The 19,308-nt window shown below is 62.2% G+C and carries 19 protein-coding genes; 14 read left to right on the plus strand and 5 right to left on the minus strand.

What is annotated here, in order from left to right; translation table 11 throughout:
* Positions 1 to 27: 27 nt before the first annotated feature.
* Entirely contained in the window at positions 28 to 378 is a 351-nt protein-coding gene (locus EBS11_RS15115) for a RidA family protein (protein WP_102294719.1), read from the minus strand.
* Positions 379 to 424: 46 nt separating this feature from the next.
* Positions 425 to 1,306, minus strand: a complete 882-nt coding sequence (locus EBS11_RS15120; protein ID WP_290603945.1) for an alpha/beta hydrolase — start codon at positions 1,304 to 1,306, stop codon at positions 425 to 427.
* A gap of 261 nt (positions 1,307 to 1,567) precedes the next feature.
* Between EBS11_RS15120 and EBS11_RS15125 the strand changes: the two genes are divergently transcribed.
* Entirely contained in the window at positions 1,568 to 2,905 is a 1,338-nt protein-coding gene (locus EBS11_RS15125; RefSeq protein ID WP_290603947.1) for a dicarboxylate/amino acid:cation symporter, read from the plus strand.
* Positions 2,906 to 3,150: 245 nt separating this feature from the next.
* Positions 3,151 to 3,561 carry a DoxX family protein gene (locus EBS11_RS15130; protein WP_290603949.1) on the plus strand — a complete coding sequence of 137 codons (411 nt, stop codon included), beginning with the start codon at positions 3,151 to 3,153 and terminating at the stop codon, positions 3,559 to 3,561.
* Positions 3,562 to 3,615: 54 nt separating this feature from the next.
* On the opposite strand, the gene EBS11_RS15135 is transcribed toward EBS11_RS15130, so the two are convergent.
* Both EBS11_RS15135 and EBS11_RS15140 read right to left on the minus strand, forming a co-directional pair.
* The gene (locus EBS11_RS15135; protein ID WP_077403229.1) at positions 3,616 to 4,266 is read right to left on the minus strand and encodes a CoA transferase subunit B; all 651 of its coding nucleotides are present in this window, start codon (positions 4,264 to 4,266) and stop codon (positions 3,616 to 3,618) included.
* Between the two features lie 157 nt (positions 4,267 to 4,423).
* A complete protein-coding gene (locus tag EBS11_RS15140) occupies positions 4,424 to 5,122 on the minus strand; it encodes a CoA transferase subunit A (protein ID WP_290603951.1) in 699 nt (232 codons plus the stop codon).
* A 146-nt stretch (positions 5,123 to 5,268) separates the two neighbouring features.
* Between EBS11_RS15140 and EBS11_RS15145 the strand changes: the two genes are divergently transcribed.
* Positions 5,269 to 5,835 (plus strand): PAS and helix-turn-helix domain-containing protein, encoded by a 567-nt coding sequence (locus EBS11_RS15145; protein ID WP_290603952.1) that lies wholly within the window; start codon positions 5,269 to 5,271, stop codon positions 5,833 to 5,835.
* Positions 5,836 to 5,902: 67 nt separating this feature from the next.
* On the opposite strand, the gene EBS11_RS15150 is transcribed toward EBS11_RS15145, so the two are convergent.
* Positions 5,903 to 6,679, minus strand: coding sequence for an SDR family oxidoreductase (locus tag EBS11_RS15150; RefSeq protein WP_034752351.1), 777 nt, complete (start codon positions 6,677 to 6,679; stop codon positions 5,903 to 5,905).
* Positions 6,680 to 6,930: 251 nt separating this feature from the next.
* Between EBS11_RS15150 and EBS11_RS15155 the strand changes: the two genes are divergently transcribed.
* From EBS11_RS15155 to EBS11_RS15205, 11 genes are all read left to right on the plus strand, one after another.
* Positions 6,931 to 8,607 (plus strand): electron transfer flavoprotein-ubiquinone oxidoreductase, encoded by a 1,677-nt coding sequence (locus tag EBS11_RS15155; protein ID WP_290603959.1) that lies wholly within the window; start codon positions 6,931 to 6,933, stop codon positions 8,605 to 8,607.
* Positions 8,608 to 8,893: 286 nt separating this feature from the next.
* Positions 8,894 to 10,498: a hypothetical protein gene (locus EBS11_RS15160; RefSeq protein WP_290603961.1), complete on the plus strand. Its 1,605-nt coding sequence runs from the start codon at positions 8,894 to 8,896 to the stop codon at positions 10,496 to 10,498.
* A gap of 318 nt (positions 10,499 to 10,816) precedes the next feature.
* Entirely contained in the window at positions 10,817 to 11,980 is a 1,164-nt protein-coding gene (locus tag EBS11_RS15165; protein WP_290604053.1) for a DegT/DnrJ/EryC1/StrS family aminotransferase, read from the plus strand.
* Between the two features lie 11 nt (positions 11,981 to 11,991).
* Positions 11,992 to 12,675 (plus strand): WbqC family protein, encoded by a 684-nt coding sequence (locus EBS11_RS15170; protein ID WP_290603963.1) that lies wholly within the window; start codon positions 11,992 to 11,994, stop codon positions 12,673 to 12,675.
* A 74-nt stretch (positions 12,676 to 12,749) separates the two neighbouring features.
* Entirely contained in the window at positions 12,750 to 13,880 is a 1,131-nt protein-coding gene (locus tag EBS11_RS15175) for a class I SAM-dependent methyltransferase (RefSeq protein ID WP_290603965.1), read from the plus strand.
* 39 nt (positions 13,881 to 13,919) lie between these two features.
* Complete coding sequence (locus EBS11_RS15180; RefSeq protein WP_290603967.1) at positions 13,920 to 14,768, plus strand: NAD(P)-dependent oxidoreductase; 849 nt, start codon at positions 13,920 to 13,922, stop codon at positions 14,766 to 14,768.
* Positions 14,765 to 15,742, plus strand: a complete 978-nt coding sequence (locus EBS11_RS15185; RefSeq protein ID WP_290603969.1) for an ATP-grasp domain-containing protein — start codon at positions 14,765 to 14,767, stop codon at positions 15,740 to 15,742. Before EBS11_RS15180 ends, EBS11_RS15185 begins: the two co-directional genes overlap by 4 nt.
* Positions 15,720 to 16,397: a metallophosphoesterase family protein gene (locus EBS11_RS15190; protein WP_290603971.1), complete on the plus strand. Its 678-nt coding sequence runs from the start codon at positions 15,720 to 15,722 to the stop codon at positions 16,395 to 16,397. The genes EBS11_RS15185 and EBS11_RS15190 overlap by 23 nt, the downstream gene beginning before the upstream one ends.
* A 43-nt stretch (positions 16,398 to 16,440) precedes the next feature.
* On the plus strand, positions 16,441 to 17,412 hold the full coding sequence (locus EBS11_RS15195) for a hypothetical protein (RefSeq protein ID WP_290603973.1): 972 nt from the start codon (positions 16,441 to 16,443) through the stop codon (positions 17,410 to 17,412).
* On the plus strand, positions 17,409 to 18,416 hold the full coding sequence (locus tag EBS11_RS15200; RefSeq protein ID WP_290603975.1) for a hypothetical protein: 1,008 nt from the start codon (positions 17,409 to 17,411) through the stop codon (positions 18,414 to 18,416). The genes EBS11_RS15195 and EBS11_RS15200 overlap by 4 nt, the downstream gene beginning before the upstream one ends.
* Complete coding sequence (locus EBS11_RS15205; RefSeq protein WP_290603977.1) at positions 18,413 to 19,180, plus strand: class I SAM-dependent methyltransferase; 768 nt, start codon at positions 18,413 to 18,415, stop codon at positions 19,178 to 19,180. The genes EBS11_RS15200 and EBS11_RS15205 overlap by 4 nt, the downstream gene beginning before the upstream one ends.
* Positions 19,181 to 19,308 lie beyond the last annotated feature (128 nt).

Consider the following 19,308-nt stretch of genomic DNA (forward strand, 5'->3'; position numbering starts at 1 on the left):
AACTTAACAACTCAATAACTGAATGACTTAGCGCTCTGCAGCGATGATGACGATTTCCACCAGGCAAGCCGGATTGGCCAGCTTGGCTTCCACCGTGGCGCGCGGCGGCGTGTGGCCGGAGGCGACCCAGTCATCCCATACTTCATTCATGCCGGCAAAATCCTTCATGTCGGCGATATAGATCTGGCAGGACAGGATGCAGGTCTTGTCGCTGCCCGCTTCCATCAGCAGGCGGTCGACGTGGCCCAGCACTTCGCGCGTCTGGCCGACGATGCCCTGCGTCGTGTCTTCCGCGATCTGGCCCGCCAGGTAGATGGTGTTGTTGTGTATGGCTACTTCGGAGAGGCGTTTGCCTACGTGCAGTCGTGTGATTTCCATGCTTTTACTTTCGGTTGTTTCAAAATCGGTACAGCGTTATTCCTGATTACTTGCCCAGCAAAAACTGGCGGGCGATGGCGATCTGGTCGTCGTGGATGAAGGTGGGCGCATGGCCCACGCCGGCGATTTCCACCAGTTGCGCCTTCGGGCCGCGGCCCAGCATGCGCGTGGCCGTTTCATGCGACAGCAAATCCGATTCCGCGCCGCGCACCAGCAAGGTGGGACAGCGCACGGCATCATACGCGGCCCACAGCATGGCTTCATCGCTGGCCGCCGATTCGGGCGTGGCCGAGCGGAACGGCAGGGCCAGTCCCATATCATAGTGGCGGCGCCAATGGCCGTCCTTATCCTGGCGCAAGACATCCACCGCCAGTTTATGCCATTCGGCATCCGTGTGCGGGCCGAAGCTGGCGGACACGTCGCGCACAAACTTGGCACCCTGCTCGAACGTTTCGAAGCGCAGGTCCTGGCCGATGTAGTCGCCGATGCGCTGCAGGGCTTCAGGCGCCAGGGTCGGGCCGATGTCGTTCAGCACCAGCTTGCTGATCGGGCTGCCGGGCAGCGAGGCCAGGCCCAGGCCGATCAAGCCGCCCATCGACGTGCCGAACCAGTCCACCGTCTGGCGCTCGCCGTTGGCCAGCACGCGCGCCAGCAGGGTCACCATGTCGCTCACATACTGCGGCACGCGGTAAAACTGCGGATTGGCCAGCCAGTCCGAGCGGCCGCGTCCCACCACGTCGGGGCAGATCACGCGGTAATCGCTGGCCATGGCGCGCGCCAGGCTGTCGAAGTCGTCGGCCACGCGCGTCACGCCATGGGCGCAGACGAGCACGTTCGGATTGTCGGGCGCGCCCCACTCCTTGTACGACATGCGGTGCAGGCCCGCCGGCGAAATGCATTGCACTGACTTGATGCTGGCTTCGATCATGCGATTCCTTATAACGCCGGACAAAACCTGCTGCGCGCCGATTTTGTGAGGCGTCGTTATTTGGTAGTAAAAAACAAAGAAACCGGCGATTTGCCGGCTGCCCCGCGCGTGACTCTTCGGCAGTGTAGCGCAGCGCGGGCAATGCTCCAAGCGCACGGCTGAAATGCTGCGCCGCAGCACGCCCGCCATGGCGCAATACCCGATATAGCGAAAATGCATATCTGCGGTTATCCACAATTGAGCCTGCCTGCCAATGGGCGGATGATCGCAGCATCAACCCGCAAGAGGAGACCACTCGTGAAAAAACCATTTTATAAAATCCTGTACGTGCAGGTGCTGTTCGCCATCGTGGCTGGCGTGCTGCTGGGGGTGTTCTACCCTTCCAACGCCGTCGACATGAAACCGCTGGGCGACGGCTTTATCAAACTGATCAAGATGATCATCGCCCCGGTGATCTTCTGTACCGTGGTCTCCGGCATCGCCGGCATGCAGGACGTCAAGAAAATCGGCCGCGTGGGCGGCAAGGCCCTGCTGTACTTTGAAATCGTCTCCACCTTCGCGCTGGCCATCGGCCTGCTGGTGGCGAACATCCTGAAACCGGGCGCCGGCTTCAACGCCGATCCTGCCCACCTGGATGCCAAGTCGATCGCGCAATACACGCACGCCGAAGGCATGAGCACCGTCGACTTCCTGATGAATATCATCCCGAAGACCTTCGTTGACGCCTTCGCCAAGGGCGACATCCTGCAAGTGCTGCTGATCGCCATCCTGTTCGGCTTCTCGCTGTCCCTGCTGGGCGAGCGCGGCCGTCCTGTCACCAAACTGATCGACGAACTGTCGCATGCCATCTTCGGCATGGTCAACATCATCATGAAAGTCGCTCCCATCGGCGCCTTCGGTGCGATGGCCTTCACCATCGGCAAATACGGCCTGGCATCGCTGATCCCGCTGGCAAAACTGATGGGTTCGTTCTACCTGACCTGCTTCCTGTTCGTCTTCGTCGTGCTGGGCGCTATCGCCAAGTACACGGGCTTCTCCATCGGCCGCTTCCTGCTGTACATCAAGGAAGAACTGCTGATCGTGCTGGGCACGAGCTCGTCGGAATCGGCCCTGCCGGCCCTGATGAAGAAACTCGAGCGCCTGGGCTGCTCCAAGCCAGTCGTCGGCCTGGTCGTGCCTACCGGCTACTCGTTCAACCTGGACGGCACCAACATCTACATGACCATGGCCGCCCTGTTCGTGGCACAGGCCACCAACACGGACCTGACGATCTGGCAGGAACTCACCATCCTGGGCGTGGCAATGCTGACCTCGAAAGGCGCGTCCGGCATCACGGGCGCCGGCTTCATCACCCTGGCCGCCACCCTGGCCGTGGTGCCGACCATCCCCGTGGCGGGCATGGCGCTGATCCTGGGCATCGACCGCTTCATGAGCGAATGCCGCGCGCTGACCAACTTCGTCGGCAACGGCGTGGCCACCATCGTCGTGTCGAAATGGGAAAAGGAACTGGACATGGACAAGCTGCACAGCGAACTGGCCCATCCAACCCACCCGACCGACGACGCCTACGTCGCCCCGACGGTGAATATCGTCAAGTAAGCAGCACCGAACAGGCTGCACCCCGGCAAGGCCCCGCGGAGCGATCCGCGGGGCTTTTTTCATTTCCGGCGGCGATGGCGCCATCATCAACAATCAGTAAATGATGCATCAATATTTATCGTGATGATCAATGAATGAAAAACCATTACAGTACGATCACCTGTTCGCCAGCAGGCTCGCGCATAATGACATTGCGTTAATGCAAGCCTGACAGCGAACCATCCACCTTTTGAATGGAGTATCCCATGTCCCTCACGCCCGCCTTCTACGCCACCTGGTCCCCACGCCTGCTGGGCCTGCTTCGCATCATCCTCGGCTTCCTCTACATCCAGCACGGCACGGCCAAGCTGTTCGGCGTGCCCCACGTCGCCATGTTCGACGGCCTGCAACTGTTTTCCCTGATGGGCGCGGCCGGCGTGCTGGAGCTGGTGGGCGGCGCCCTGCTGCTGATCGGCCTGTTCACGCGTCCCGTCGCCTTCATCCTGTCGGGCCAGATGGCCGTGGCCTATTTTCTGATGCATGCGCCAGCCGCCTTCCTGCCCATCCTGAACGGCGGCGAAATGGCCGTCATGTACTGCTTCACCTTCCTGTATCTCGCGGCGGCGGGCGGCGGCGCCTACAGCCTCGACGCCGTGCGCGGCAAGGCCGGCGCATAAAAAAAAGGGCGGACATCGCTGTCCGCCCTGCTTCCCTGCGACACGCCGCGTGGCTTACACGGCGGAAACGTCCAGTTCCGCGCCCGTGGCCGCCTGCACCTGTTCCTTGGTCACGCCCGGCGCCAGTTCCACCAGCTTCAGGCCGTTTTCCGTCACGTCGATGACGCCCAGGTCGCTGATGATGACGTCGACCACGCCCACGCCCGTCAGCGGCAGGTCGCACTGTTTCAGCAGCTTGTGCGACGTCGTGCCATCCTTGGCCGTGGCCACGTGTTCCATCAGCACGACGACGCGCTTGACGCCGGCGACGAGGTCCATCGCGCCGCCCATGCCCTTGACCATCTTGCCTGGAATCATCCAGTTCGCCAGGTCGCCCTTTTCCGACACCTGCATGGCGCCGAGGATGGCCAGGTTGATCTTGCCGCCGCGGATCATGCCGAAGGAGTCGGCCGAGCTGAAGTAGGCAGCGCCGGGCAAGGCCGTCACCGTCTGCTTGCCCGCGTTGATCAGGTCAGCGTCGACTTCGTCGTCCGTGGGGAACGGGCCGATGCCCAGCAAGCCGTTTTCCGACTGCAGGAACACTTCGATATTTTCCGGCACATAGTTCGCCACCAGGGTCGGCAAGCCGATGCCCAGGTTCACATAAAAACCGTCCTGCAATTCCTTCGCCGCGCGCGCGGCCATTTCATCACGTGTCCAAGCCATTATCATCTCCCTCAATTTTCGTGGAACGCCTGTCCAAACCTGCTGTGCGGCGCGCTTTGCGGCCGGCGATGCTCACCGTACTCAAGTACGGTGGCGCTTCTTGGCCACACATCACTGCCGCTCGCTACGGTTTTGCCATGCGTAAATCTTCTATTTATTAGTCGGTGCGCACGGTGCGCTGCTCGATGCGTTTTTCCGGGTGCGCGTTGACCACGATGCGGTGCACGAAGATGCTGGGGGTGTGCACCTGGTCCGGGTCGATCTCGCCCACTTCGACCAGTTTTTCCACTTCGACGATGGTGATCTTGCCGGCCATGGCCACGTTCGGGTTGAAATTGCGCGCCGTCTTGCGGTAGACCAAATTGCCCGCGCGGTCCGCCATGTAGGCTTTCACCAGCGACACGTCGGCCACGAGGCTGCGCTCCATCACGTACTGTTCGCCGTCGAATTCACGCAGTTCCTTGCCATCGGCAACGATGGTGCCCACGCCCGTCTTGGTGAAGAAGGCGGGGATGCCGGCGCCGCCGGCGCGCAGTTTTTCGGCCAGCGTGCCTTGCGGCGTGAATTCCAGTTCCAGTTCGCCGGCCAGGTACTGGCGCGCGAATTCCTTGTTTTCACCCACGTAGGAGGCGATCATTTTCTTGATCTGGCGCGTGGTGAGCAGCTGGCCCAGGCCGAAGCCGTCCACGCCCGCGTTGTTGGAGATGGCCGTCAGGCCCGTCACGCCCGAATCGCGCAAGGCGCCGATCAGGGCTTCAGGGATGCCGCACAGGCCGAAGCCGCCGACGGCGATGGTCTGGCCATCTTGGACGATACCGGCCAGCGCCGAGGCGGCGTCAGGATAAACTTTATTCATGGGTGTCCCTCTATCTTTTGTTAAGCTTTGGTCTTGAGTCCATGACTCAGGCAGCTACTCAGCATAAAATACGCGAGTGGAAAGTACAATACCGTAGAACTACCGGCGCCGTGCCGGCCATCCCCTGTGAGAGTGATACGCATCAGATGAACGCCGCGTCAGCCATCGATTATGAAAGTATCTTCCTGCACGCGCCCGTGGGCATGTGCATGTCGGAAAACCGCATCATGCGCAGCTGCAACGAGGCGCTGGCCGGCATGTTCGGCTATGCGCGCCCCGAGCTCGATGGCCAGTCCTTCGAAGTACTCTACCCCACGCACGACGAATTCCTGCGCACGGGTGAACGCATCATTCCCATCATGAATGCCAAGGGCCGCTATTCGGACGAGCGCATCATGCGGCGCAGTAATGGGGAATTATTCTGGTGCCACGTGACGGGCCACGCCATGCTGTCCGCGCAGCCGCTGGGAGCGGGCATCTGGACGTTCGAGGATGTCAGCGAGAAACGTCCCGTGACGGCGGAACTGACGCCGCGCGAGCGCGAAATCGCCGCGCTGCTGGTGGAAGGCAAGACGAGCAAGCTGATCGCCCGCCAGATCGACCTCAGCCCCCGCACGGTGGAAATGCACCGCGCCAAGCTGATGCGCAAGTTTGCCGCCTCGACATCATCGGAGCTGGTGCACAAGCTGGTGGGACTGCAGCTGCCGCGCTAGGGCTGCTTTGACGCAAGACAAACCCGCAGCGTGCCGCAAAGCGCGACGCGCAGCAGCTTGTATGGCGTTAAAACGTGCTCATGCCGCCATCGGCGGAAATGATGGCGCCGTTGATGAAATGCGAATCCTCGCCCGCCAGCAACAGCAGCAGGCCGTCGAGGTCTTCCGGCTTGCCCGGGCGCTTATTGGGCAGCATCTCGATCAGTTTCTTGCCCTGCTCGGTGGCAAAGTAATCCTCGTTGATTTCCGTGGAAATATAGCCGGGGCAGATGGCGTTGGTGTTGATGCCGTACTTGCCCCACTCCACGGCCATGGCGCGCGTCATGTGCACCATGCCCGCCTTGCTCATGCAATACACGCCGATCTGCGGCAGCACCTGCAAGCCCGCCATCGAGGCGATATTGATGATGCGGTGCTGTTTCTTCGGGTCGCCCTTGGCGCGCGCGATCATGCGCTTGGCCGTCTGCTGGGCCACGAAGAACGATCCGCGCAGATTGGTGTCCATCACGAAGGAGTAATCCTCGGGCGTGACGTCGACCAGGCGTTGCGTGGTGGACACACCTGAATTGTTGACGAGGATATCGATGGGGCCGGCTTCCGTTTCCGCATGCGCGATGGCCGACTTGATGCTGGCGAAGTCCGTCACGTCGAGCGACACCACGTGCGCGGCGCCGCCGTCCGCCTCGATTTCGGCGCGCAACTCCTTCAGCCGTTCGGTGCGGCGCGAGGCCAGCACGACCTGGGCGCCGGCCTGGGCCAGCACTTTCGCAAAGCGCGCGCCGAGGCCGCTCGATGCGCCGGTAATCAGGGCAATCTTGCCCTCGAAATTGACTTCTATGCCCACGAGCTACTCCTGTTTTATTTTAGATAACACTTTACGCCGTGCCTGTGGCATGCGGGCAAAATCCCCGGCGGCGCACTTGAGCCAAGTGAAACGCCATCATTACACAAAATGGCTGGATTTAGATTGCGGCGAGGGGCAATGTCACGCAAAATGGCGCCAAAGTTGCAATCCTCGCCAAAAACAAGCACACTCGTGCTTAAATTTCTTCGAAGATTCCTCACCCACCCATTTAGTGACTATAAATCGAGACCATGACACAGCCTAATAACTTAGTTGAACAGTACGGACCGCGCGAGACCATGGAGTATGACGTGGTCATCGTGGGCGGCGGCCCCGCGGGCCTGGCGGCCGCGATCCGCCTGAAGCAGCTGGCCGCTGAAAAGAACCAGGAAGTGTCCGTCTGCGTACTGGAAAAAGGCGGCGAACTGGGCGCGCACATCCTGTCGGGCGCCATCATGGACCCGAAAGCGCTGACGGAACTGATCCCGAACTGGAAGGAGCTGGGCGCTCCCCTGAACACGGCCGTGACGGAAGACCGCATCCTGTTCCTGACGGAAACCAAGGCCTACAAGACGCCGAACTTCGCCGTGCCGGCCTGCTTTGAAAACCACGGCAACTACATCGTCTCGCTGGGCAACGTCGTGCGCTGGATGGGCCAGCAGGCGGAAAACCTGGGCGTGGAAATCTTCCCGGGCTTTCCTGCCGCGGAAATCCTGTACAACGACGACGGCTCCGTGAAGGGCGTGGCGACCGGCAACATGGGCGTCAAGCGCGACGGCCAGGCCGGCCCCGACTTCCAGCTGGGCATGGAATTGCACGCCAAGTACACCCTGTTCGCGGAAGGCGCGCGCGGCCACCTGGGCAAGCAGCTGATGGCCAAGTATGACTTGAACGCCGGCAAGGACCCGCAATCGTACGGCATCGGCATCAAGGAACTGTGGGAAATCGACCCTGCCCTGCACCAGCCGGGCCTGGTGATCCACTCGACGGGCTGGCCGCTGGACGCGAAAACCTACGGCGGCTCCTTCCTGTACCACCTGGAAAACAACCAGGTGATGGTCGGCTACGTCGTCGGCCTGGCCTATGAAAACCCCTACCTGTCGCCGTACGAGGAATTCCAGCGCTACAAGACGCATCCGGAAATCCGCAAGTTCTTCGAAGGCGGCAAGCGCATCTCGTACGGCGCGCGGGCGATCACGGCCGGCGGCCTGCAATCCTTGCCGAAACTGGTATTCGCGGGCGGCGCGCTGATCGGCTGCGACGCGGGCTTCCTGAACATGAGCCGCATCAAGGGCAGCCACGCGGCCATCAAGAGCGGCATGCTGGCGGCCGAGGCGGCCTTCGGCGCGCTGGGCGAAGCGCGTCAGCACGACGAGCTGTCCAGCTACCCGGTTGCCTTTGAGCAATCCTGGCTGCACGAAGAGCTGCACGTGGCGCGCAACGTCAAGCCATGGCTGTCGAAAGGCCTGTATCTGGGCAGCCTGATGACGGGCATCGACCAGATCATCTTCCGCGGCAAGGCGCCATGGACCCTGCACCACACGCATGGCGACCACGAATGCCTGAAGCCGGCGGCCCAGTCGAAAGTGATCGTGTATCCGAAACCGGATGGCAAGCTGACCTTCGACAAGATGTCCTCCGTCTTCATCTCGAACACGAACCACGCGGAAGACCAGCCCATCCACCTGACCTTGAAAAACGCCAGCGTGCCCGTCGACGTCAACCTGGCCACGTACGCGGGTCCGGAAGCGCGCTACTGTCCCGCCGGCGTGTACGAGTTCGTGAAGAACGACGACGGCGCCGAGCGCCTGCAGATCAATGCGCAGAACTGCGTGCACTGCAAGACCTGCGACATCAAGGACCCGACGCAGAACATCGTCTGGGTGACGCCGGAAGGTGGCGGCGGACCGAATTATCCGAACATGTAAGAACGGCACTTCCCGCAAGGGAAAGCAGCGCGGCGTGGACACCGGACGGTCTCCACGCCGTTTTTTTGCCAAAACAACCATGGTTGCCGGCAACGCCGCCCTCACGGTGGCGCGCGGCACCACATTTCCGGGAAGTTCAGACGAAGAAGTTTCTCTAAAGCACTTCTTACCGTTACAATTCCAGTCTTTCCGACTGGCACGTCCGTTCCCTGCTCCCATGTGCGCCAACACCCGCCCTGCACCGCCCCGCCCTGACGCACAGCAACTGCCGCAGGCCCGGCCAGCCGTGGACGACATCGCGGCGCTCCGCGCGCGCACCATGACGGTCTTGCAGGCTGCGGCGGACGACCAGGATGCCGCCGTGGCGGATACCCTGCATGCCGCGCTGGCGGCAGGGCCGACGGCAGCGGCGGCCAGCGCCGTGGCGGCGGGCCTGCTGCGGCAAGGCCATGCCGAACTTGCCCGCGACTGGCTGGCCACGGCACTCGGGCTGGAGCCAGACTGCCTGTCCGCCCTCCTGCTCAGGGCCTCGTGCGAGATACTGCAGGGCGAGCCATCCAGGGCGATCGCCACATACGGGCACATCATCGACAGGCATCCGTCCGACATCGAGGCGTGCATCGAGCTGGGCACACTGCTGACAAATGCACGCGACTGGGAAGGCGCCCTGCGGGCGACGCAGCTGGGCCTAGCCAGGCGGCCCGGCACGGCAGCTCTTTGCGCCCGCCGTATCGACCTGCTGCTGAGGCTGGAGCGCGACGACGACGCCCTGCAGTTTCTGCGCACGCTGCCGCCCGCCGTTTGCGCGGATCCGGCCATGGCGCACGCCAGGGTCAGCCTGCTCAACCGCTCGGGGCAATTCGATGCCGCCCGGCAGGTGCTGGACGCCAGCGTCGCCGATACCGTTGCGCTGCGCACTTTTGACTTGCGGCTGATCAACCAATGGCTGACCTCCTGCCTGTCCGGCGCGCAAGGCCTCGCGCACTTCCCCGCGCAGGTAGCCCGCTTTTCCGCCCACCTGAGCGATGACCGGCGCTACCAGGGCCTGCTCGCCGCCTATGCCATGATCGGCGCGTGGCTGCATGCCGACCGCGCGGAAGTCGTGCGCATTGCTGAGTTGCATGCCGACTTCGCGGACATGGCCGATATCGACGAGGATCGCGCCATGCGCGTGTTTTACCGCTACCTGCGCCAGTTGGCAGCGGCGTGTCCGGCGACGGCGGCGGATGCGTCGCGCCCCCTGGCGCTGCTGCATGTCATCGGCGAATCGCACAGTTTATCGCCCGGCAACACAGTGTTTGCATGGCAGGGACGCCAGGTGCAGGCGCGCAGCAGGTTTATCATGGGCATCCAGATGCACCACCTTGCCCAAGCGGGGCAAAATACCTACAAACAACATTTGCAGAGCCATCTCGATGCCATCGGCGAAGGTGCATTGCTGCTCACCATGGGCGAAATCGATTGCCGTCCCGTCGAAGGCATGTGGCGGGCGGCGCAGCGCGGCCACGGCCCGCTCGACGCGCTGATCGGCTCGACCGTGGCTGGCTACCTGGCCTTCCTCGACCAGGCCTTGCGCCAGCGCCCATGGCCATCCATTACGCTGCAAGGCGTGCCGGCCCCCGGCTACGACCTGACGGACCGGCGCGACCCCGGCGACAAGCGCGGTTTCCTCGACATGATAGACAGCGTCAATACCCTGCTGAAGGCAGGTGCGCAGGAGCGGCACTGGCACTTCCTGGACGTGCATGGCGCGACTGCCGGACAGGACAGGCTGGGCAATGGCCGCTGGCACCTGGACCGCTTCCACCTGGCGCCGGCGTTCTACCAGCAAGCCGGACACTGGCTGCTTCAGGCACCCCGGCCTGCCGGCGGGGATGGCGCACCGACATGATGCCGCCGCGCTGCCAGGCCCCCGGGGGGGAGCGGCGCAAGGCCGCAATAGGCAAAAAAACACCTTGAGAAAAAATTCCTTGTGGAAAGTTTCTTTTACCTCCACCAGCAGTTACAATCCGCTCTGGCCTACTCCATCACCGATTTTCTTATGTACGCAACCGCCCGCGCCGCACTGGAACATGCCCCTCTCTTGTTGCTGCAGAGCCACTGCGGAGCAGCGGCCCACGCGCTGCCCGCGCCCTGACGCCTCTGCCTGTATATGTCCGCGCCGGGCTGGCGGACAAGCAGAAAAAATGACCCAACAAGAGGCACTATGATGACCGCACCGGCAAAACCAGCAACGCCGATCTATGTAACCCAGTCGCTGCTGCCAGCGCTGGAAGATTTCATTCCGTATCTGGAGGAAATCTGGAAGCACAACATTCTCACCAATGGCGGGCCCTTCCACCACCAGCTGGAAGAAGCACTGTGCGACTATCTGGGTGTCAAGCATATTTGCCTGTTCACCAACGGCACCCTGGCATTGATCACCGCATTGCAGGCGCTGCGCATCACCGGCGAGGTCATCACCACTCCCTATTCCTTCGTGGCGACGGCCCATTCCCTGCTGTGGAATGGCATCAAGCCGGTCTTTGTCGACATTGATCCGCTTACCTTCAACATGGACCCGGACAAGATCGAAGCGGCCATCACGCCGCAAACGACGGCCATCATGCCTGTCCATTGCTATGGGCAACCTTGCGACGTCGAGCGCATCCAGCGTATTGCCGACAACTATGGACTGAAGGTCATCTATGATGCCGCGCATGCCTTTGCCGTGCAGCACAAGGGCGCAAGCGTACTGAACCATGGAGACCTTTCGGTACTGAGTTTTCACGCCACCAAAGTCTTCAATACTTTTGAGGGTGGCGCCATCGTGTGTCCGGACGCCAAGACCAAGACGCGCATCGACCACCTGAAAAACTTCGGCATAGTCGGCGAGACCACCGTCGTGGCCCCGGGGATCAACGGCAAGATGAGCGAAATCAATGCCGCCTTCGGCCTGCTGCAGCTGAAAGGCATCGACCAGGCCTTGCAGCGGCGCGCCGAGGTGGATGCCTACTATCGCCAGCGCCTGGCGCGGGTCCCGGGCATACGCTGCCAGCCGGCAGCGGACGGCATCACCAACCACGCCTACTTTCCCGTGCTGGTCACGCCCGCCTTCCCCCTCAGCCGCGACCAGCTGTTCCAGCACCTGCGCGACAACAATATCTATGCGCGCCGCTATTTCTACCCCTTGATCAGCGATTTCCCCATGTACCGGGGAATGGCCTCGGCAGCCCCGGCCAATCTGCCGGCGGCCCGCCAGGCAGCCGAACAGATCATTTGCCTGCCGCAGTATCCGGGACTGACGTTCGAGCAGATCGATTTCATCGTCAGTCTCATCACTGACGCGACGCATGCCATGCCGCCCGCCGCCGTAGCGGCCATCGCCGTATGAAGGTGGCCATCATGCAGCCGTACTTTTTTCCGTACATCGGCTATTTCCAGCTCATTGCGGCGGCGGACGTCTTTGTCTTGTATGACAATATTGAATACACGAAAAAAGGCTGGATCAACCGTAATAGAATGCTGCTAAATGGCAAAGATGCCATGTTTTCGCTGCCGCTCAAGAAAGACAGCGACACCCTGCACGTGCGTGAGCGCATGCTCGCCGGCGATTTCAAGGCGGCCAAGCTGCTGGCGCAGTTCGCCGGCGCCTACCGCAAGGCTCCCTATTTTGCGCACACCATGGCCTTGATCGAATCGATTCTGCAGTATGTGCCGCACAACCTGTTCGACTTCCTGCACCACAGCCTGCGGCAGACATGCGCACACCTGGGCATAGGCACGCCGATACGGGTGTCCTCCGGCATCGCCATCGACCACGGGCTGAAAAGCCAGGACAAGGTGCTGGCCATCTGCCAGGCGCTCGCGGCCGACACCTATGTCAATGCCATCGGCGGGCAGGCACTGTATTCGACGGAGACATTCCGGCAAGCAGGCATCGACTTGCGCTTCATCCAGTCGCAGCCGTTCAGCTACCCACAGTTCGGCTTGCCTTTCGTGCCCTGGCTCTCGATCATCGACGTGCTGATGTTTAATCCGGCCGCCAGCGTACGGCAGGCCATCGAGGACAAGTACGCACTGCTCTGACCGTGCACGGGTTCGCCCACGGCTGGCGCCAGGCGAACGCATTGCGGCGCACACTTCCCTATCCTGGACATATCATGCAAACAACAGACAGCAGCAAGCGCTCCATCCTGATTTTTCCTGGCGGAACGCCCAGGTCGCTGGAATTCCTTCAAAAATGCCTGGCGGACGGCAAGGCCGTGGTGGGCGCGTCCTCGCTGCTGCATGATCCGTCGCGCGACAAGTACCCGGCCTGGCGGCACCTGCCCTACATCACGGACGCCAATTTTGATGCCGCCTTGCAGGACTGCATCGCCAGCGCCGGCATCGGCGGCATATACACGCCCAACCCCGTCATCTGGGACCATCTGCACCGGACGTTGCACGAACTGGCGCCCGGCGTGACGCTGCTCAACGCGTCGCCGGCAAATGCCGAACTGGCCGCCTACCGCGAGGCACGCGCGCAGGTGGCGGCTTGGCAGGCCCGGCCGCTGCAGTTCTGCACCGGGGTACCTGCCCGTCCAGGCGCCAGCGCGATCGAACTGGCCGCCCTGTTCCGCCATGCCGAACTCATACCGGGCATGTGCGACCACGAAAAAATGTTTGCCCTGGCGGAAGTCGCGCGCCATGCCGTGCGTGGCGACATCGTGGAAATCGGCAGCTGGTGGGGCAAATCCGCTTTCCTGCTGGCCTGGCTTGCACGCTGCTATCAAATCGGCAAGCTGCTGTGCGTCGATCCCTGGTCGAATGCGCACCTGGTGCAGCATGACGAAAAAGGATTGGTGGACCAGGTTTCGGCGCAATTCGATGCCAGCGAAGCGCTGACCGTGTTCGAGATGAATCTGCTGCCCTACAGCCACGACCACGTCAACTACCTGCGCCTGCCTTCCGACGAAGGCGCACAGCACTACCGCCAGCGGCGCGAGGTCCGGACGGAGGCGTTCGGCAGCACGCACTACCACGGTGAAATTGCCTTGCTGCATATCGACGGCAATCACAGCTATGCCGCAGCCCGGTCCGACCTGGCGAGCTGGAGTCCCCTCGTCGCCGCAGGCGGCTGGATCATCGTCGATGATTATATCTGGCCGTACGGCGATGGCCCGCAGCGTGCGGGCGACGAATTCATTGCGCAATACCGGCACGGCATCGGCACGGCGTTCGTCATGGGCAGCGCCCTGTTCCTGCAATTGTCGCGGCGCCTGGAAGACACCGATGCCACGGCACCCTGAGCAACCATGCAAGGCGGCCCCCACATTGAAAGGAAGCGCATGCGCATACTGATCGTCGGAGCGAGTTCGTCGCTGGCGCAGGCGCTGATACCCATCCTGTCGCAGTTTGCGCAGGTATTCCGCGCCGGCCGCGCGGATGGCGATATCCACCTGGACCTGAGCGACGAGCTCGACCCGCGCCAGCTGCCACCGGGCATCGACGTACTCGTCAACGCCGCCGCAAGCTTTGGCGGCACCGATCCGTCTGCCGTGTACGTGACGGAACAGGTCAATGCGCTCGGCACGCTCAAGCTGTGCCAGCTGTGCACGGCCGCGTCGATTCCCCATATGCTGCAGGTTTCCAGCATCTTCGCCAGCCTGGATGCGGCGTCGCCGTTCTACACCGCCTACTCCCTGTCCAAGCGCCATGCGGATGAATTGGCCCAGCTTTACTGCAAGAATGCCGGCCTGGCCTTGACGATCATCAAGCCCTCGCAATTCTATGGCGTCGGCCAGGCCTACCGCCAGCACCAGCCCTTCCTGTTTTCCATCATCGACAAGGTGGCGAACAACGAAGACGTGGCCATTTACGGCCGCCGCGACGCGCGCCGCAATTTCATCCACGTGGAAGACGTCGCGCACCTGATCGCCCTGGCCATCCAACGCCGGCTGACCGGCAGCTATGCCTGTGCCCACCCCCAGGACGTCAGCTACTCGGACATTTTCCGCGCCGCGGCCCTGGCCTTCCACAGCAGCAGCCAGCTGCATTTCGTCCCGCAGCAGCCGGACATTGCCGACAATGTCTTCCCCGCCGACGACCGCCTGTTCCGCCTGCTGGGCTACACACCGCGGATTTCCTTCGCGGCGGGGATGGCCAGGGAAGCGGCGCACAGAAAGGGCAAGCAATGAAAACAATCCTCGTCTCCGGCGCCAGCGGCATCGTCGGCTATGGCATCCTGCGCTCCCTGAAAAAAGCCGATCCCGCGCTGCGCCTGATCGGCACCTCCATGTACCGCGACTCGGTCGCCCAGGGTTTCTGCGACGTCTTCGAACTGGCGCCGCCCACGAGCCAGGCCGGCTATCTCGACTGGCTGTGCGCCACCATCGACAAGCATCAGGTCGACCTGCTCATCCCAGGCATCGAAATCGACCTGTACCACTGGATAGAGCATCTGGCGCAGATAGAGCGGCATGGCGCGAAGGCCGTCATGAACCAGCCCGGGCTGGTGCGCCTGTGCAAGGACAAATGGGCCTTCTACGAGACGCTGCGCGCGGCGGACATGCCATGGGCGATCGACAGCAGCCTGCATGACGGATTCGACTTCCTGGCCAGTACGTTCGGCCTGCCCTTCCTGCTGAAGCCGCGCCGCGGCTTCGGTTCCAAGGGCATCGTCAGGGTCGACAGCGCGGCCACCTTCGAGCGGCACCGCCAGGATATCGGCCCCGTGCTGATGGCCCAGCCCATCATCGGCGACGACGACAACGAATTCACGCTGGCGGCGTTCGGCGACGGCCGCGGCGGCTATCACGCCAGCATCGCGCTGCGCAGGAAGCTCTCCAGGGATGGCTTTACGGACAAGGCCGAAGTCGTTTCTGGCGAGCAATTTAACGCTGCCCTGACTGGCCTATGCCGGCAGTTTTCGCCCGTCGGGCCGACCAATTTCCAGTTCAGGACGTGCAGCGACGGCGTCAAATTGCTGGAGATCAATCCCCGCATTTCCTCGTCTACAGCCATCCGCACCGCATTCGGCTATAACGAGAGCGCCATGGCGGCCGACTTTTTCCTGCACGGGCAGACGCCTGCCGCGCCCGCCATCCGGCGTGGCCATGCCGTCCGTTACATAGAGGAGCATATATTTTATGACGATAGCCTTCATCTCTGACATCCACGGCAATTTTGAAGCGCTGAAGGCCGTGCTGGCGGAAATTGACCGGCTCGGCGTGGAAGCCATTTATTGTGCCGGCGACGTCGTTGGCTACTATTCGCAAGTCAACGAGTGCTGCGACATGCTGCGCGCGCGCGCCATTGCCTGCGTCATGGGCAACCACGACTGGTATATGGCGGGCGGCGGCTTCTGCCCCCGCTCGCGCAGCGTCAACGACTGCCTCGTGTACCAGCGCAAGGTGATCAGCGAGGACAATCTGGCGTGGCTGAAAACCCTGCCGCTGCAGTTGCAGGTCGGAGAGGTCCGCATGGTGCATGGCGGCTGGGGCGACCCCATCGACGAATACCTGAAGCCCAGCGCGGACTATTTCGCGCAGGTGGAGGGGCGCATCTTCGTCTCGGGCCACACCCATGTCCAGCGGCTGGAGACCTATGACGGCAAGACCTACTGCAATCCGGGTTCCGTCGGCCAGCCCCGGGATGGCGATCCGCGCGCCGCGTTCGCCTTGTACGGGGATGGCCGTTTCACGCTGCACCGCGTGGCCTACGACATGCAGCCCGTCTTCGACCTGATGCAGGCTGCGGGCTTCAACGACTATTACTATGGCGGCTTGAAAACGGGTTCCAAGGTGCTGCGGCGCCTCGACGAGTAAATGGCCGGTACGTGACGGCAGAATTTGGCAAAGGATCAAGGTAATGTTCAAGTGGGAAAAGATGGGGAAGCTGTTCGACCCCAAGGATCTGAATGGCGGCAGCTGGATGCATGATTTTGCCCAGTCGCCAACCGTATTGGTCGACGACGACCGCGTGCGCGTGTATTTCTGCTCCAGGCCTGCGCCCGTCGACGGTCAATACGTCAGTTACATGGCATATATCGACCTGGACAGGCACAACCTGCTGCAGGTCACCCACGTTTGCCAGGCCCCGCCGCTGGACCTGGGCGGCTATGGCACGTTCGACGAATTCGGCATCAATCCCCTCACCGTGATTCGCGATGCGCAGCAGGTGCGCGTGTACTACGGCGGCTGGACGCGCTGCGAATCGGTGCGCTTCAACGCCGCCATCGGCATCGCCGTCAGCGACGATAACGGCGATACCTTCCGCCGCCTGGGGCCGGGACCCGTGCTGGGCTACAGCCCCGATGAACCCTTCCTGCTGGGCAGTCCGCGCGTGCGCCAGTACGGCGGGCAATGGCATATGTGGTATGTCGCCGGCAAGGAATGGCGCGAAACGGATGGCAAGCCCGAACCCATCTATAAAATCCGCATGGCAAGCTCTGCCGACGGAATCGAGTGGGTCACGCATGGTCGCGACCTGATCGAGGACAAGCTCGGGGAACACGAATGCCAGGCGTGCCCGGACGTCATTTTCCGTGACGGCGCCTACCATATGTTCTTTTCCTACCGCGACATCCGCGACTACAAGGGCCCGCAGGGCGGCTATCGCATCGGCTATGCCAGCTCCACTGACCTGCTGCACTGGCAACGCAACGACGACCTTGCCGGCATGCAAGTCTCGGACGGCGGCTGGGATGGGGAAATGGTCAATTACCCGCACGTTTTCGTTGTCGATGGCACAACGTATATGGTTTATCAAGGCAATGAAATGGGACGCGCCGGCATCGGCCTGGCCAGGTTGCCGGCATCACAAGACTGGAGCGCGCGATGAAATGGGAAAAACTGGGCAAGCTGTTCGATCCGTCCGAGCATGCATTGCCAAACAACTGCGTCGATTTTGCCCAATCGCCGCAAACGCTGGTGCTGCCGGACCGGGTACGCATCTATTTTTCGACGCGCGAACGCGACAGCACGGGCAAATACCTGAGCCATGTCGCCTTCGTGGATGTCGACCGCTCGCTGCGCAACATCATCGGCACCTCCAGCGGCACGGTCATTCCCCTCGGCGGCCTCGGCTGTTTCGATGAACACGGCATCTTTCCGGTCAACATGGTGCGTGATGGCGAACGGGTGCTGGCCTATACCACCGGCTGGAACCGCAAGGTATCCGTCTCCGTCGACGCCAGCATCGGGCTGGCCATCAGCCACGACGATGGCTTGACGTTCCAGAAGCATGGCACGGGGCCGGTCATGTCCGCCTCGCTGCACGAACCGTTTCTGGTGGCCGATGCCTACGTTGCGATCCATGCCGAAACGTACCATATGTGGTACATCTACGGCACGGCATGGAAAAAGTTCGACCCGGCACAGCCGCCTGACCGCGTCTACAAGATCGCCCATGCCACCTCGGCGGACGGCATCCACTGGCGGCGCGACGGCAAGGCCATCATCGCGGACCGGCTGAACGAAGACGAATGCCAGGCGCTGCCCACGGTATTTGAACGCAACGGCTTGCATCACATGTATTTTTGCTATCGGCAAGCGCATGGTTTCCGCACGGATAGCAATAGCGCCTACCGCATCGGCTATGCCTGGTCGCGCGACATGCTGGAGTGGACGCGCGACGACAGCCTGGCCGGCATCGATGTCGCGGCGGACGGCTGGGATTCCCAAATGCAATGCTATCCGCACACCTTTGCGCTGGATGGCGAGATCTACATGCTGTACAACGGCAATGCCTTCGGCCGCGCAGGATTCGGCCTGGCCCGCCTGCTCGATGCCCCTGCGCACGCTGGCCCCCCTTCCGTTCCGACTTCCCCGGAGAATCAACCATGAGTACCGCAAGAAACTATAACCAGGAACTCGACGATTCCGCCAATCAGGCAAACGAAAAGTATTCCTACGGCTTTGATTTCGACGTCATGCACCCGTACATGATCCGCTCGTTCCTGCCCTTCTTCAAGCAGGGCAGCCTGCTCGAACTGGGGAGCTACAAGGGCGATTTCACGCGGCGTTTCCTGCCCTACTTTACCGACATCACCTGCGTGGAAGCGTCCGACGAAGCGCTGGCCGAAGCCAGGCGGCGCCTGGGCGATCGCGTGCAGTTCGTGCATTCCATGTTCGAGCACGCCACGCTGCCCCGACAATACGACAACATCGTCCTCACGCACGTGCTGGAGCACCTCGACGATCCCGTCGCCGTGCTCAGGCGCATAGGCGAGGAATGGCTGGCGCCAGGCGGACGCCTGTTTCTCGTCTGCCCGAATGCGCATGCGCCGTCGCGCCAGATCGCCGTGAAGATGGGACTCATCAGCCACAATACGGCGGTGACCCCGGCCGAGGCGGAGCACGGCCACCGCTGCACCTATACGCTCGACACGCTGGAACGCGATGCGGTCAGTGCCGGCTTGTCGGTAGTGCACCGTTCGGGCATCTTTTTCAAGGCGCTGGCCAATTTCCAGTGGGACAGGCTGCTGCAGACCGATATCATCTCTCCCGCCTACCTGGACGGTTGCTATCAGCTGGGCCAGCAATACCCGGACCTGTGCTCCAGCATCTTTTTGCTATGCGAATCGCCGCGCGCGGACGCCATGAGCTGAGCGCGCAACAATCGCCGAGGCTTGCATGCCGGCAGTGGCGCGGAAAATTTCCTCAAGGCATCTTTAGCGGTTAAAATCCGGGCTGGCAAAATCCTTTCATTCCTCCCCATGCGCGCTACAGCCCGACC

Source organism: Janthinobacterium sp. (genome assembly GCF_009923995.1).
GTDB lineage: Bacteria > Pseudomonadota > Gammaproteobacteria > Burkholderiales > Burkholderiaceae_D > Janthinobacterium.

Excerpts from the sequence above, each read along its gene's own strand:
- EBS11_RS15125 (WP_290603947.1), top strand. The coding sequence starts at position 1,568 with ATGATCGCAGCATCAACCCGCAAGAGGAGACCACTCGTGAAAAAACCA.
- EBS11_RS15200 (WP_290603975.1), top strand. The coding sequence starts at position 17,409 with ATGAAATGGGAAAAACTGGGCAAGCTGTTCGATCCGTCCGAGCATGCA.
- EBS11_RS15155 (WP_290603959.1), top strand. The coding sequence starts at position 6,931 with ATGACACAGCCTAATAACTTAGTTGAACAGTACGGACCGCGCGAGACC.
- EBS11_RS15130 (WP_290603949.1), top strand. The coding sequence starts at position 3,151 with ATGTCCCTCACGCCCGCCTTCTACGCCACCTGGTCCCCACGCCTGCTG.
- EBS11_RS15205 (WP_290603977.1), top strand. The coding sequence starts at position 18,413 with ATGAGTACCGCAAGAAACTATAACCAGGAACTCGACGATTCCGCCAAT.
- EBS11_RS15135 (WP_077403229.1), bottom strand. The coding sequence starts at position 4,266 with ATGGCTTGGACACGTGATGAAATGGCCGCGCGCGCGGCGAAGGAATTG.
- EBS11_RS15195 (WP_290603973.1), top strand. The coding sequence starts at position 16,441 with ATGTTCAAGTGGGAAAAGATGGGGAAGCTGTTCGACCCCAAGGATCTG.
- EBS11_RS15180 (WP_290603967.1), top strand. The coding sequence starts at position 13,920 with ATGCGCATACTGATCGTCGGAGCGAGTTCGTCGCTGGCGCAGGCGCTG.
- EBS11_RS15175 (WP_290603965.1), top strand. The coding sequence starts at position 12,750 with ATGCAAACAACAGACAGCAGCAAGCGCTCCATCCTGATTTTTCCTGGC.
- EBS11_RS15120 (WP_290603945.1), bottom strand. The coding sequence starts at position 1,306 with ATGATCGAAGCCAGCATCAAGTCAGTGCAATGCATTTCGCCGGCGGGC.
- EBS11_RS15185 (WP_290603969.1), top strand. The coding sequence starts at position 14,765 with ATGAAAACAATCCTCGTCTCCGGCGCCAGCGGCATCGTCGGCTATGGC.
- EBS11_RS15165 (WP_290604053.1), top strand. The coding sequence starts at position 10,817 with ATGACCGCACCGGCAAAACCAGCAACGCCGATCTATGTAACCCAGTCG.
- EBS11_RS15145 (WP_290603952.1), top strand. The coding sequence starts at position 5,269 with ATGAACGCCGCGTCAGCCATCGATTATGAAAGTATCTTCCTGCACGCG.
- EBS11_RS15140 (WP_290603951.1), bottom strand. The coding sequence starts at position 5,122 with ATGAATAAAGTTTATCCTGACGCCGCCTCGGCGCTGGCCGGTATCGTC.
- EBS11_RS15190 (WP_290603971.1), top strand. The coding sequence starts at position 15,720 with ATGACGATAGCCTTCATCTCTGACATCCACGGCAATTTTGAAGCGCTG.
- EBS11_RS15170 (WP_290603963.1), top strand. The coding sequence starts at position 11,992 with ATGCAGCCGTACTTTTTTCCGTACATCGGCTATTTCCAGCTCATTGCG.
- EBS11_RS15115 (WP_102294719.1), bottom strand. The coding sequence starts at position 378 with ATGGAAATCACACGACTGCACGTAGGCAAACGCCTCTCCGAAGTAGCC.